Origin of the sequence: Pseudoalteromonas shioyasakiensis (genome assembly GCF_019134595.1) — a bacterium.
GTDB classification, from domain to species: domain Bacteria; phylum Pseudomonadota; class Gammaproteobacteria; order Enterobacterales; family Alteromonadaceae; genus Pseudoalteromonas; species Pseudoalteromonas shioyasakiensis_A.
Genome location: NZ_CP077770.1, coordinates 568761 through 583201, shown reverse-complemented (window position 1 = coordinate 583201; position 14441 = coordinate 568761). Strand labels below are relative to the sequence as shown.

Here is a 14441-nt window from a genome sequence, read left to right as displayed (position 1 = left end):
AGCCTGTCTCTATCTTGCTATCTGTTGCAATACTACATAGATGAGGGATTCTTTGTTATTTTTGACAATTAGAGCAGTACACAGTACTTCTTTGCCCTAATCTAATTTCTTTTAATGGCTCTTTACAATTAACACATGGCTCACCCTTGCGGCCATAAACCAGTAATTGCTGGGCAAAATAACCCGGCTTACCATCACTTTGAGCAAAATCTTTTAATGTTGTGCCGCCTTGCGTGATAGCCGCAGCAAGTGTTTCTTTAATAATAGGCACTAATTGCTGATAACGCTTTAAAGACACCTTGCCGGCTTCTCGCTTTGGATGGATCCCCGCTTTAAATAACGATTCATTGGCATAGATATTACCTACGCCAACTACCACAGCGTTATCCATAATAAACTGTTTAATTGGTACTTTTTTATTTCTAGACTGTTCATAGACTCGCTTAGCAGTAAACTCATCAGTTAGCGGCTCAGGCCCGAGTTTGGTTAGCAAGGTATGGCATTCACCTGGCGCTTGCCATAAGCAGGCACCGAAGCGACGCGCGTCGTTGAGTCTTAGCGCTTTACCTGAGGCTAAAATAAATTCGATATGATCGTGCTTTTTTAATGGTTCATCTGCGCTCACAACCCGTAAGTTACCCGACATTCCCAAGTGCAGAATAACACTACCCAGCTCACAACCGAGTAATAAATATTTTGCTCTACGCTCCACTGAAGTAACTTTAAGTCCTTGTAATTGATATACATCATCAGGCACAGGCCAACGCATACTGGCGTTATGAATATTTACTTTGGTCACTGTTTGGTTAAGCACATGCGGCGTTATCCCCAAACGGCTAACTTCAACTTCTGGTAATTCAGGCATCTGTGACTCTCTTAAAATGGATATAACGGAAATAACTTAGCAGCATCAGCTTGTTCAAGCTCAAATACTCGTTGTAACCGTTTATCTAATAAATAGTATTGCTGATCTATGTTGTACAACTGATACACCGCAGGCAACTGCTCCCCGGCTAGCCACACGGAGGCAGCATAATCAGCCGATGTCTGTGAAATTTTACTAACAGGGAGACCGGCAATAGTCAGCTTTTGATGTTGCCAAAGCTCAACAAGTTGTTCGAGCTGTTGTTCATCGCCTTGCCATGTGGTTTCTTGCAATGATTGGCTACGCCAAGAGGTGCCGATACGCTCGATTTTTAATTCTGGAAATGCCATCGCCAAAATAAAACTTTGCTCTGGGAGTAACGCTTGCACTCCTTCTTCAACAGGCTGTGTATTGAGCTTTTTATGTAGGCCATTGAAGAAAAAAATCATCAATAGCATCGAAATAATCACCACATTATTCCATGCTTTTCGGCTCAAGCGCATCAGTATCTTCCTCATTTTTCAATATCTTAAAGTGTAACCAAAAAGGACATTAATTGGCAGTTGTAATTGATCAACAAAATTTCATGTCTGTTATGTATCAATCTGTCGATACTTTGCTAAAATATCCGCCAAATTTAAAGGAGTTCCGTCAATGTCAATGTATGTAGTGGGTCATAAGATCCCTGATTCAGATTCAATTTGCGGTGCAATTGCGCTTGCTTACTTAAAAAACCAGATCAATGAACCTGCGATCCCGACGCGTTTAGGTGAAGTATCACCTGAAACACAATTTATCCTAGATAAATTCGGTTTCGAAGCACCTGAGCTAAAACTTAGCTACGCAGGCGAAGACGTTTATATCGTTGACCACACAGAAAAAACACAAGCACCTGATGACATCGATGAAGCACGTGTTGTAGGTGTTGTTGATCACCACAAATTAGGCGACTTAACATCATCAACACCACTTGAGTGTTGGATCCGTCCAGTTGGTTGTTCAAACACTATCATCAAAATGATGTATGATTTCTACAACGTAGAGATTCCAAAAGATATCGCAGGCATCATGCTATGCGCTATCTTAAGCGACACTGTAATCTTTAAATCGCCAACGTGTACAACGGCTGATATCAAGTGCGTTGAAGCACTTGCTGAAATCGCTGGCATCGAAGATTTCAAAGAACTTGGCATGGACATGTTCAAGGTTAAATCAGCAGTGGAAGGCACACCTGCACGCGATTTAGTAATGCGTGATTTCAAAGACTTCAACATGAACGGTAAGCTAGTAGGTATTGGCCAGCTAGAAGTTATCGACCTTGCAGTATTTGATGAAATCAAAGCAGATCTTGAAGCTGACATCGCAAAGCTTAAAGAAGAAGGCGGTCGCCACTCAGTATTACTCCTGTTAACTGATATCATGAAAGAAGGCTCTGAAATGCTAATTGCGTCTGATGACGTATCAGTAATCGAAGCTGCCTATGATGTTAAATCAGAAGACGGTCGCGTATGGTTAGATGGCGTATTAAGCCGTAAGAAGCAAGTAGTACCACCACTACAAGACGCTTTTGCAAAAATCTAATCAGAACTGTTAGATACAAAAAAAGCCGATGTAATATCGGCTTTTTTGCGTCTAAAATTTTCGCGGTAGTTAGATTTGCGTTGCATTACGCTGACGTAACACTTCAAATAAACAAATACCGGTCGCAACTGACACATTAAGGCTTGATACCGTACCAGCCATTGGAATTTTAACTAATAAATCACAATGCTCACGAGTAAGGCGGCGCATACCATCCCCTTCTGCACCCATAACAACAGCCATTGGCCCTGTTAGATTTGCATCGAATAACTCAGTATCTGTTTCACCGGCAGTGCCGACAACCCATACGCCTGCATCTTTAATTTCACGTAGCGTACGCGCAAGATTGGTTACTTGTACTAATGGCACTGTTTCTGCTGCACCACACGCTACTTTGCGCGCTGTGCCATTGAGTTTTGCAGACTTATCTTTAGGAACGATAATCGCGTGTACGCCCGCAGCATCAGCGCTACGTAAACATGCCCCTAAGTTATGCGGATCAGTAATACCATCAAGCACCAATAAGAAAGGCGTTTCTTCACGGGCTATGATCTCATCAAGATCTTTCTCGTTATATATACGCGCCGCTTTTACATTAGCGATAATGCCTTGGTGCTGCTCACCATTTGCTTTATTATCAAGCGCTTTACGCTGCATAAATTGTACAGAAATACCGAATTTACGTGCTTGGTCGATAACCGGGTTTAAGCGTTTATCTTCACGACCTTTTAAAGCGTATATTTCTAAAAAGCGCTCAGGCTCTTTTGCTAATATTGCTTCAACTGAGTGAAAACCAAAAATTAATTCATTACTCACGTATTGTTTGCTCCTCGGCTACTTTGTTTGCGGGCATTCTTACCCGGTCTTTTTGCCTTTTTGGTGGCTTTTTTCTTGCTCTTCTTTTTGCCGGCTTTTACAGCATCAGCTTGTTTACTATTAGGCTTTTTACGCCCTTTAGCATGAGAAGATTTGCCACGTTTATCATTATCTTTGTCACCTGATTTTGCTTCAGAGCGGCTTGATTCACCTTTTTTACCAGGTATTTTACCGGCCTTAAGCTGAGCGCGAACACTTGGCTTTGTTGATTCACTGCGACCACGACGACGCGCATAACGGTCTTGTTGCGCCTCACCTGATAACACTAAGTTTATGCGTCGCTCATCAAGACTGACAGATGACACCTGAACCGTTAATTTATCGCCTAAACGATAAACGGTGTGAGTTTGTTCACCAATCAAGCAATGCTTAGCACCATCGTAATGGAAATATTCATTGCCTAAGTTAGTGACATGGATCATGCCGTCGATTTGTAAATCGTCTAAGCGTACAAATAAACCAAAGTTAGTTACCGATGAGATCACCCCACCAAATTCGTCACCAACATGGTCTTGCATAAATTCACATTTAAGCCAATCAGCTACTTCGCGAGTCGCATCATCAGCACGGCGTTCAGTGGTTGAACACTGCTCACCTAAAATATCAACTTCGTCATCAGTGTATGCGTATTCACCCGATGTTTGCTGACCTTGCGCCTTAAGCACCGCTTTAATTGCACGGTGCACCACTAAATCAGGGTAACGACGAATTGGTGATGTAAAGTGGGCATACGCAGGTAACGCTAAACCAAAGTGACCAATGTTATCAGGCTGATAAACCGCTTGCTTCATTGAACGAAGCAACATGGTTTGAATAAGCTCAGCTTCTGGGCGGTCGCCTAATTTAGCTAACACGTGGGTGATTTCTTTTGGTGTTGGCTCATCAGAAATCGCGGTTTCTATACCAAGTTCTGATAAAAAGTTTCTGAAGAAACCCAGCTTTTCAGCATCAGGTTCATCATGCACACGATAAAGCGCACTTGCTTCGTGCTTTTCTAATAATCGGGCTGCCGATACGTTCGCTAAAATCATGCACTCTTCGATAAGTTTGTGTGCATCATTGCGAACCACAGGCACAATTGATTCAATCTTACGATGTGCATTAAACACAAAACGCGTTTCTAAGGTTTCAAACTCAATCGCACCACGCTCTTGGCGAGCAGCTTTAAGTGCCATGTACATTTGCTGTAAGTCAGTTAAATGTGGCACCATCTTGGCGTACTCTTCACGCAGCTTTTCATCGCCTTGTAAAATCGCATTCACTTTAGTGTAGGTAAAACGAGCGTGCGAATTCATCACCGCTTCGTAAAATTTATACCCAGATAACTTACCCGCTTCTGATACTGTCATCTCAGCAACCATACATAAACGGTCAACTTCTGGGTTCAATGAGCACAAGCCATTCGATAGCACTTTTGGCAGCATCGGAATAACTTGCTCAGGGAAGTACACTGAGTTACCACGTTCAATCGCTTCTTTATTCAGAGGCGTGTTCATACCTACGTAATGCGACACATCGGCAATGGCCACCCATAAACGCCAACCACCTGATGGTTTTCGCTCACAGTAAACGGCATCGTCAAAGTCTCGGGCATCTTCACCGTCAATTGTAACTAGCGGTAAGTCACGTAAATCAACGCGACCTTGCTTTGCTTGTTCATCAACAAACTCACCTAAATGAGCAACTTGCTTTTCAACCGCTTCTGGCCAAACGTGGGGAATATCGTGATTGCGTAGTGCAACTTCAATTTCCATACCCGGTGCTAAGTGCTCACCTAATACCTCAGTGACTTTACCTACCGCATTCATATGTCGGCTTGGGTTTTGGGTAATTTGCACCTGCACCATTTGGTTGTGGCGCGCGCCATTTTCACTACCCGGTAGAATCATAATATCTTGCGTTATGCGTGGGTCTTCAGCCACAACAACTGCAATACCATGCTCAACAAAATAGCGGCCAACAATCGGTGCACGTTCATTGGTTAATACCTTAATGATCCGTGCATCGCATTTGCCACTTGAGCCTTTGCGATTGCCTTTAGCAAGCACAATGTCACCGTGCAACACCATATTCATTTGGTGCTTCGCGATAAACCAATCTTTACTCTCACCTTCAACTTCTAAAAAGCCGAATCCGTCACGATGACCAATGACCTTGCCTTTAACCAGGCCTGATTCATCAATCAATGCGTAGCATTTAAACTTATTGAAATACAGTTGACCATCGCGCTCCATAGCACGTAAACGACGTTTAAACGCAATTTGACGTTCTGTATCATTCACATGTAATTCGTCACAAAGTTGTGTGAAGTTTGCTGGTTTGGCGCGAGATTCTAAGTGAGTAAGTATAAACTCACGGCTAGGGACGGGGTTTTCGTACTTTTCTTGTTCTCGACTGAGATTGGGATCCTGTTTTGACATTCACTATCTTGTTAGTTGGTTATGTTGTTATTTTAACCCATAACCTAACAATGAGACAGGCAAAAGCTATGAAACTTTTAAGAAATTGATTAATTCTGCCAAAAATGAAGCTTTGATATTCTTTGCAACAAACACTCTGTGTTAATATTTTCGGAAAATAACAACAAGCTAACATAATTATATGGATATTAACTTAACCCACTACCTCGCAACGATGGCCTATAACAGCGCCTATATTGGTCTATTCATTGCGATCATAGCGGTCGCAAAACTGTCGTATAACTTAGCAACCCCTTATAACACCACCAGCCAGTTAACCGACAATGCCAACAGTGCCTTAGGTTTATCTATTGGCGGCTACTTAGGGGCAATTACCATTATTTATGGCTTTGTTTTAGCTGGGCCTAGCCAAGGTTTACTAAGCGATTTAATGAATGTATCACTGTACAGTGTATTAGGTATGGTGCTGCTAACCTGCTCACGTATTTTAAATGACAAATTACTGCTACGTTTGTTCTGTAACCAAGAGCAATTAATTAACCAACAAAACGAGGCGGTAGGCTTAGTACAAGCAGCAAACTATATGGCTGCTGCACTGATCATTGGTGGCGCATTAACCGGTGAAGGCACTTGGTTATCAGCCATTGTGTTTTATTTTTTAGGGCAACTAATGCTGATCATTTTTGCCAAAGGCTATGATCACCTCACTGCTTTTAATCTTCACGAACAGCTCGAAAAAGGCAACAAAGCCGTTGCACTTAGCTTTTCTGGCACCATGTTGGCGTTAGCTATTATCTTGTGTCATGCGCTTATTGGTGGCTTTCATACTTGGCAACAGAGCTTAAGCTTATTCTTTATTGACGCACTATTTGGCTTTTTAATTTTACCAATTGTGCGTTACCTCGTTGATAAAATTATCTTTAGTAAAATTTCGCTAGACCAAGCAATGCACGACAAAAACACCGCTGTTGCGGTTATTGAAAGCAGCATTGCAATCAATGTAGCAGTAATCATCACTATCGCTATTTAAGCTTATTTATGGAGTAATGGATGAACATCTATAAGCTTTTTATTATTGCCGCTATCACATTTGTTGTTTGCTTAGTGATACGTGCAGATCTACAAGCGCCACTTATTAGTGGCCAATATGGCAACTTTAAAGACTACGACGGACAAGACAAAGCCTACCTATTTACAGTGCCGGAAGATGGCCAAATGATGCGCTTAGAAATTAAAGGCAGACTACCTTTAAACTCATGGAAAGCCATTGATATCGAAATTTTTGACCCTGATGGTAATTATTTATTTAGTTACTCTGATGAACTTTGGGCTGAAACCGGACACGATTCAGATGGTAAATGGACTGAGTACCGTGATTATACTCATCACGATGTTCACTTCCCTAAGAAGGGGCAATATAGCGCCTACGTCAACAGTACTTTCGGCCCAAATAAACGTGCCGAACATTTCAGCTATACATTTCGTATTATCCCAATCAAAGGTAACAGTAGTTTCATGCTTCCGCTGTTATGGATTTCTGGTTTCATTGGCGGTATAGCGCTGTTTGTAATGCTGCATCGTTCAGAGGCTGAGCGTGAAGGAACTGATATCACTTACAAGCCAATCAATAAGTTAAACCCAGAAGCTATAAAAGCAATGGAATCGCGTATCTCAGTTTGGCCTATTGTGTTACTGTTTTTAGCACCTGTGCTCTTCTTTTCTTTCTTAGCATATAGCAAAGGTGACAAAGAGCAAGATTGGCAAGTTTACTCTTATCACCACCTCGCTATAAGCGTTGATAAACAATTGCGTGAGCAAAGTATTGGTAGTGCAGGTTTCCGTTCACGAGGCGGCCCTGGTGGTAAATAAATCAATTCGCGAAAGCCACATTTTACTGTTTAGTATCTTTGTTGCTGGCCTTTGCTCTATTATTTATGAGCTGCTGATCGCAACGACCGGTGCCTACTTTCTGGGTGATAGCATCACCCAATTTTCCCTGACAATTGGCGTCTATATGGCGGCAATGGGAGTTGGCTCTTATTTTTCGCGTTTTGTGCCTGATAAGCCATTGCTGGTGTATTTTATTGGTTTTGAGCTTGCGCTTGCACTACTTGGTGGTTTGAGTGTGCCCTTGCTGTATTTCTGTTATGCATTTGGCTTACCATTGCAAGCAATTAGTATTTTACTCACCAGCTTAATTGGTATTTTGATTGGTTTAGAAATTCCGCTGTTAAGTCGTCTAATGGAAAAACATTATGCGCTAAAAGCAAACCTCGCCAATGTGTTATCTATTGACTACTTTGGCGCCCTGCTTGCGACGTTACTGTTTCCTTTTCTATTTTTACCTTGGCTTGGGGTTTTTAAAACAGCGTTAAGCTTTGGCTTAATGAATCTAAGTATTGCGATGTTATTGCTGTGGTACTTTATCGACCATATCAGCCCAAATCGTCGAAAAGTACTTAGACTCACATTAGTTTTAGTCTGCTCAGTATTAGTGCTTTGCTTATTTGCTAGCAAACAGCTCACCTATCTTTGGCAAAGCCAAATCTACGATGACCGTGTTGTACACTCGGAGCAAACACCCTATCAGCAAATCGTACTGACTCGTCATAAAGATGATATTCGGCTTTATTTAAACGGTGGCTTACAGTTTTCATCGATTGATGAGTATCGCTATCACGAAGCGCTTATTCATCCTGCTATGGTGCGCCATGGTAATGCCAAACGTATTCTAATTTTAGGCGGTGGCGATGGCTTAGCAGCCAGAGAGCTTTTGAAATACCCGCAAATAGAATCTATTACCCTAGTCGATTTAGACCCAGCAGTCGCTAGGCTTGCGCAAACTAATCACAACCTGACAACACTTAACAAGCACTCACTCAGTGACCCTAAAGTGACGGTTATTCATCAAGATGCTTATGTGGTTATTGAGCAAAACGAACAGCTGTTCGATATTATTTTTATTGATTTACCGGATCCAAAAGCAATCAATTTAGCTCGCCTTTACAGTCAGCAGTTTTATCAACTAGTAAAAACACGATTACCAAATAACGGTATTGTAGTGACCCAGGCCACCAGTCCATTTTTTGCGAAGCAAGCATTTTGGTCTATCAATAACACACTCAGTGCAGCGGGCTTTGCGCATACCTTGCCTTATCATTTAAATGTGCCCTCTTTTGGCGAATGGGGATTTGTTATGGCTTGCAACTTGATGTGCAGTAACCAAAGTGTATTGCCAGTTAAAACCCGCTTTTACCGCCCTGAAAATGACGCACAATTGTTTATTTTCACTCCGGATATTAGCGCAAACAATGAAAAAGTATCGACACTTGATGAGCCTAATGTGCTGCACTATTACTTGCAGGGATGGAAATATTGGAACTAAACAAATGGATTAGCCCATTTGGGGAGTTTACAAAGTAAAGGATTACCGTTACAAAGAGAGTTAATAACAACAATAACAAGGTTTGTAATGCAGGCGCACAAACAGAGCCTAATATACTTACACATTGCAGTGCTACTCTTTGGTGGTACTGCATTATTTGCCAAGCTAGTCAGCTTAAGTGCATTAGATATTACCGTTTATCGAACAGCAATTGCAGGCTGTGCCTTACTGATCTTACTTACAATTCAACACAAAGCGATTAAGCTTCACTCGCGTCGCGACTACCTTATAGCCTTGTTACTTGGCGTCACTGTTGGAATACATTGGCTCACCTACTTCGCAGGTATGCAACTAGCAGGTATTGCAGTCGGTATGATTGCCTTTTTTACTTACCCTGTTATCACGGTGTTTTTAGAGCCTTTTTTTCATGGCAGTAAACCACAGCTCAAAGATATTTTTAGCGCCTTGGTGGTGATGCTTGGTATTTATTTACTTATTCCTGATGCCAGCTTAGGCAATGATGTCACACTCGGTATTGCTATTGGCATTTTGTCGGCGTTCTTTTTTGCGTTTCGAAATATCGTTCACAAGCGTTACTTTAGCCAATATGGCGGCCCACAAACCATGCTTTATCAAACTTGGATCGCCTGCATTATGCTGTGCGCCTTTGTCGAAGTACCGCCATTACAAGTTGATACAATAAATTGGCTGCTATTAATTACCGTAGGGGTTATTTTTACAGCAGCACCGCATTCACTGTTTGCAGCAAGCCTGAAAAACTTATCAGCTTCAACCGCTGGTTTGATATCGTGTTTGCAGCCTTTATACGGTACGTTTTTCGCTTTTTTAATTTTGCATGAGCAACCTTCAATTAGCACTCTTATTGGTGGCGCGCTGGTGATTAGTGCCGCTTTTTATGAAACATGGTCAGTGACTCGTAGGTATAAGCAATGATGAAAGTATTCGCTCACAGAGGTGCCAGTGGTACCTACCCAGAAAATACTCAAAGCGCCATTATCGCTGCTGTTGATTTAGCAGTAGATGGCATCGAAATTGATGTGCAAAGCTGCCTTGATGATTACATGATTATTCACGACACTTGGCTTGATCGTACAACCTCTGGTCGCGGTAAAGTAAACGCCTGCTCAAAAGAGCAAATTCAACAATACGATGCAGGCAATGGCGAGTGCGTGCCCACTTTACAACAGGCAATCGATTGGGTTGGTGATAAAACTTTACTTAATTTAGAGCTTAAACATACTTTTTCGTTAGACAAGTTTGTAGAGCTTATTGAGTCAAATGTCAGTGCAGGGAAAATTTCTCGGGATAACCTGCTAGTCTCTTCATTCGATCACCACCAACTGATGTGGCTAAAGCAAAAATTGCCGTGGGTAAAGATTGGTGCACTTACCGCTTCTATCCCAATAAATTACAGCGAGTTTGCGCAAAAACTCCATGCCTATAGCATTCATGTAGATAAAAACTTTATAAACCATGAGTTTGTTGCTGACGCAAAAAAACGCGGCCTTCAAGTTTATGCTTACACGGTCGATAAAGTGGAAGATATCGAATTAATGCTAGAGTATGGCGTAGATGGTATTTTTACTAATTTTCCGTGTCATACACAAATGACACTGCAGTCACTGTAACTCAACAAAACTAAGCTATACTGTTGAATTATGTGACATTGAATAATAAAAAATTACGCCAAAATGAACCAACACAACACCTTAATGAGTAGCTATATGCGCATTTACAATTTTATCGAACAAACTTTCTTTTACACCCTCACACGTAAGATTGTCGGTAATTTAGGTTTTGTGTTTGCGTTTCAAGCCATTACTTTGATCTGGCTTTATAGCAGCCTTTCAGAGCAACAAGCTGGCATGGGACTATTTTGGTTAATGACCTTTGTTATCATCGCGAGCTTTATTTTTACTATTTTCTACATGCGCTTTTTAATTGTGCGCCCAGTGCAAGCAATGCGCGATACACTTGAGCAAATCAACCGCCATGATGCCGATTTATCTGCCAAGTTACCGCATTTTACCTATGATGAGTTTCGTGATTTAAGTGAGCAGTACAATACCTTTACCGTTCATTTAGCAAAGCTATTAGCCACCACTTACCAAAGCGCTCAAGCCAGTGCTGATAGTAGTTCAAAGATGACTCATTCAATGCAGCAAACCGCAGAAATGAGCCACCAGCAAATAAAATTCAGTCAAACCATTACTGATTCAAGCAACCAAATTACTTCAAGCCTTGAGAATATCTCAGCAAATACTGACAGCGTTCATCATGTTAATAGTGAACACTTAAACTTTGTTAAGCACTCAGCCACTGAGTTATCGGCATTAGTTAAAAAGGTCGCGATGATTAGCCAAATTTTGGGTAACTTCTCAGCAACAGTGTCTGGCCTTAAAGAAAACAGCGAGAACATTCGTGCCATTTTAAAAATGGTTGAAGAGTTTTCTGATCAAACCAATTTACTTGCTCTAAATGCTGCAATCGAAGCGGCACGTGCCGGTGAAGCAGGCCGAGGCTTTGCGGTGGTTGCCGATGAAGTTAGATCGCTATCGGTTAAAGTAAACGATGCAACTCGCCAGATCAGTGACTTTATTAATCAAATGAATAGCCTTGTTAGCGAAACCAATAAAGAGTCTGAACAACTAATTAGCCACTCGAGTGAAGCTGAAACTGCCATTAGCAACACCTCAACAGGCTTTAGCAATATGCTTGGCGAATTTGAGCAAAACCAACAACAACTACAACAGATTGTCAGCGCGGTGCATCTACTAGAGCAAACCCAAACCCAGACCCATCAAACGGTTGAGCAAATAGTTGCTTTGGGTGAGCAAGCTAAGCAGCAAATTGATGAATCACTCGCTGATTGCCAACAATCACACAAACTGAGCCAACAAACCCAAGAGCAATTAAAACGCTTTGTGTAATCGGCTTTTAACTGCTGCTCTGAGTCAAACTATGTTAAAGTAGCCGCTTCTTGGCTACTTTTTTATTGACCGTGACAACACCCGCTATTGATTATGAACAACTCGCACTGCAAATAAAGCAATGGGGAAAAGACCTTGGCTTTGCAGAAGTCGGGATCACTGATATTGACCTAACGAAGCATGAAACGCAGCTACAGCGCTGGTTAGATTTAGGCTATCACGGTGAGATGGAATACATGGCAGCCCATGGTATGAAGCGAGCGCGCCCAGCAGAGCTGGTACCTGGCACGCAGCGAGTCATCTCAGTAAAAATGAACTACCTGCCGCCTGATGCAAGCTTTGCTAAAAACCTCAAACAGACTGATAAAGCGTACATTAGTCGCTATGCATTGGGTCGTGACTATCATAAGTTAATTCGCAATCGTCTGAAAAAGTTAGGCCAAAAAATAGAGCAGCAAGTTGGCCAGCTCGGTTTTCGCCCCTTTGTTGACTCAGCCCCCGTGCTTGAAAGACAACTAGCCGAAAAGGCAGGCTTGGGCTGGCGTGGAAAACATAGCTTATTAATCAATAAAGAGGCGGGCTCTTGGTTTTTCTTAGGTGAGCTGTTTGTTGATATACCGCTCCCTATTGATGAAGAAAATAGCTTTGAAGGCTGTGGGAAATGCGTTGCCTGTATGACGCTGTGCCCAACCGGTGCGATTGTCGAGCCTTATGTAGTCGATGCCCGTAAATGTATCTCTTACCTTACTATTGAACTGCAAGGCGCAATTCCAGAAGAGTATCGCCCACTGTTAGGGAATCGCATTTATGGCTGTGATGACTGCCAATTAGTCTGTCCATGGAATCGCTATGGTCAGCTTACCGATGAAGCTGACTTTCATCCAAGAAAGCAACTTAAAGACCAAGACTTACTGACTTTATTTGCATGGGATGAAACTACCTTTCTTAAAAATACCGAAGGCAGCCCTATACGCCGCATTGGTCACGAACGTTGGTTAAGAAACCTCGCTGTCGGATTAGGTAACGCTGATTACAACGAGCAAATAATCGAAGCTTTAGAGCAAAGGTTAACAGCAGCTACAGCTTTGGTCGCTGAGCATATCGAGTGGGCGCTTGATCAGCAAAAAAATAAGCGCCAGTTAAAGCTTCGTAAAACTGCGCGCTTAATTCGCATTGTTGAAAAAGGCCTACCCAGAGATGCTTGATGACTAGTTAAAGCTTTGCCCTATCGCGTTAATAATAACGATAAGTCATTTTCAATTTCTTTAAAGGCCGCTTTAACCCCTTTTACAGACTCCTCTCGAGCCACTGAGTTCTGAATGGTTTCGTCGACCTTTTGATAGATAAACACCTCTTGGTCTTCATCTAAGCCCATGGTCGGTATGCGACTTTCTAAGTCTTCTTGAAGCCGCTTAAATACAGCTTCGTTATTGATACGGTTTTCATTTAAAAGCTCAATTAAACCTGTAAATTTGCTGTGCACCTTACCGACGGCATCATTTAACTGTTGCTGTTGCTGAAGAAGCTCTTTCTTCGTGAGAATCGCTTTTAGCTGTTGCTCTGTAACACTGACTAAAAAACAGATATGGTCTCGAATTCGACCATGCTTATCGGGGTCTTGCCCAGGCATATTTAAGATCAGCAAACTAATCATTTCATAGTTTACTAAAATCCGATTTGAGAACTCGTGCAATCGACCTTTGCTTTTCAGCATTTCAAACAGCTCGAGCACAATCGGCGAGCACACACCCGACACAGAGAAATGTAATACTTCGTTATCTAATCTAAACTCCACATTACTTTGTAAATCAAATGCACCTAAACAGTTTAAAAAGGCTTTGCCGAGTTCATGTTCGTTATCTATTGAACCTATATGCTCAATATAATTAACAATTTGTCCCATTTCACTGCTGTTTGCCATGGCATTAAATGCCGTTGACGTAGCATCTTCAACTTGTTGTTCTAGCGACTCTTTTTCAATTAGCACTTGATTTAAATGTTGTAACTTAAGCTTGAGCTCATTATGGCTAAATGGTTTAACAATGTAGTCTTCTGCACCAACAGAATAACCTTCCATGCGCTCCTCAACCGTGCCTCTGGCTGAGACAAACATCACAATAATTTTTTGCGTATTGGGGTTTTCTTTCAGCTTACGACAGACATCGTAACCACTCATTTGTGGCATACTCACATCGAGTAAAATCACCTGTGGGTCGAACTGCTCTACGACTTCTAAGCATTCTGGGCCGCTATTAACCATTTTCAGCTCAAAATCGAGATCCTCAAGGATCTCTTCGATTATCTCTAAATTAAATGGTTCATCATCAACCGCTAAAATACGTTTCAAGGCCATAATTATCTCT

General features: G+C 41.9%; 13 protein-coding genes. 8 read left to right on the top strand and 5 right to left on the bottom strand.

From position 1 onward, the window contains the following. Positions 1-55: 55 nt before the first annotated feature. Together mutM and KQP93_RS02810 are read right to left on the bottom strand one after the other, a co-directional pair. On the bottom strand, positions 56-865 hold the full coding sequence (gene mutM / locus KQP93_RS02815; RefSeq protein ID WP_217875736.1) for a bifunctional DNA-formamidopyrimidine glycosylase/DNA-(apurinic or apyrimidinic site) lyase: 810 nt from the start codon (positions 863-865) through the stop codon (positions 56-58). Positions 866-876: 11 nt separating this feature from the next. Continuing rightward, complete coding sequence (locus tag KQP93_RS02810) at positions 877-1368, bottom strand: hypothetical protein (protein WP_217875735.1); 492 nt, start codon at positions 1366-1368, stop codon at positions 877-879. Between the two features lie 151 nt (positions 1369-1519). On the opposite strand from KQP93_RS02810, the gene KQP93_RS02805 reads away from it, so the two are divergent. After that, positions 1520-2446 (top strand): manganese-dependent inorganic pyrophosphatase, encoded by a 927-nt coding sequence (locus KQP93_RS02805; protein WP_217875734.1) that lies wholly within the window; start codon positions 1520-1522, stop codon positions 2444-2446. Between the two features lie 69 nt (positions 2447-2515). Here the strand turns inward: KQP93_RS02805 and rlmB are convergent, their stop codons facing one another. Both rlmB and rnr read right to left on the bottom strand, forming a co-directional pair. Next, entirely contained in the window at positions 2516-3262 is a 747-nt protein-coding gene (rlmB, locus tag KQP93_RS02800) for a 23S rRNA (guanosine(2251)-2'-O)-methyltransferase RlmB (protein ID WP_217875733.1), read from the bottom strand. After that, a complete protein-coding gene (gene rnr, locus KQP93_RS02795) occupies positions 3259-5742 on the bottom strand; it encodes a ribonuclease R (RefSeq protein ID WP_217875732.1) in 2484 nt (827 codons plus the stop codon). Before rnr ends, rlmB begins: the two co-directional genes overlap by 4 nt. Before the next feature lie 181 nt (positions 5743-5923). Here rnr and KQP93_RS02790 point away from each other — a divergent pair, with 181 nt between their 5' ends. From KQP93_RS02790 to queG, 7 genes are all read left to right on the top strand, one after another. Beyond that, the gene (locus KQP93_RS02790) at positions 5924-6772 is read left to right on the top strand and encodes a DUF350 domain-containing protein (RefSeq protein ID WP_217875731.1); all 849 of its coding nucleotides are present in this window, start codon (positions 5924-5926) and stop codon (positions 6770-6772) included. Between the two features lie 20 nt (positions 6773-6792). Further along, positions 6793-7611, top strand: coding sequence for a hypothetical protein (locus KQP93_RS02785; protein ID WP_217875730.1), 819 nt, complete (start codon positions 6793-6795; stop codon positions 7609-7611). Then, positions 7601-9127 (top strand): polyamine aminopropyltransferase, encoded by a 1527-nt coding sequence (locus tag KQP93_RS02780; RefSeq protein ID WP_254907707.1) that lies wholly within the window; start codon positions 7601-7603, stop codon positions 9125-9127. The genes KQP93_RS02785 and KQP93_RS02780 overlap by 11 nt, the downstream gene beginning before the upstream one ends. 87 nt (positions 9128-9214) lie before the next feature. Beyond that, on the top strand, positions 9215-10081 hold the full coding sequence (locus KQP93_RS02775; protein ID WP_217875729.1) for a DMT family transporter: 867 nt from the start codon (positions 9215-9217) through the stop codon (positions 10079-10081). Then, on the top strand, positions 10078-10776 hold the full coding sequence (locus KQP93_RS02770; RefSeq protein WP_254907706.1) for a glycerophosphodiester phosphodiesterase: 699 nt from the start codon (positions 10078-10080) through the stop codon (positions 10774-10776). Before KQP93_RS02775 ends, KQP93_RS02770 begins: the two co-directional genes overlap by 4 nt. Positions 10777-10860: 84 nt before the next feature. Next, positions 10861-12078, top strand: a complete 1218-nt coding sequence (locus KQP93_RS02765; protein WP_217876728.1) for a methyl-accepting chemotaxis protein — start codon at positions 10861-10863, stop codon at positions 12076-12078. Between the two features lie 71 nt (positions 12079-12149). Continuing rightward, the gene (gene queG, locus KQP93_RS02760; RefSeq protein ID WP_217876727.1) at positions 12150-13283 is read left to right on the top strand and encodes a tRNA epoxyqueuosine(34) reductase QueG; all 1134 of its coding nucleotides are present in this window, start codon (positions 12150-12152) and stop codon (positions 13281-13283) included. Positions 13284-13303: 20 nt separating this feature from the next. Here the strand turns inward: queG and KQP93_RS02755 are convergent, their stop codons facing one another. Further along, on the bottom strand, positions 13304-14431 hold the full coding sequence (locus KQP93_RS02755) for a response regulator (RefSeq protein ID WP_217875728.1): 1128 nt from the start codon (positions 14429-14431) through the stop codon (positions 13304-13306). Positions 14432-14441 lie beyond the last annotated feature (10 nt).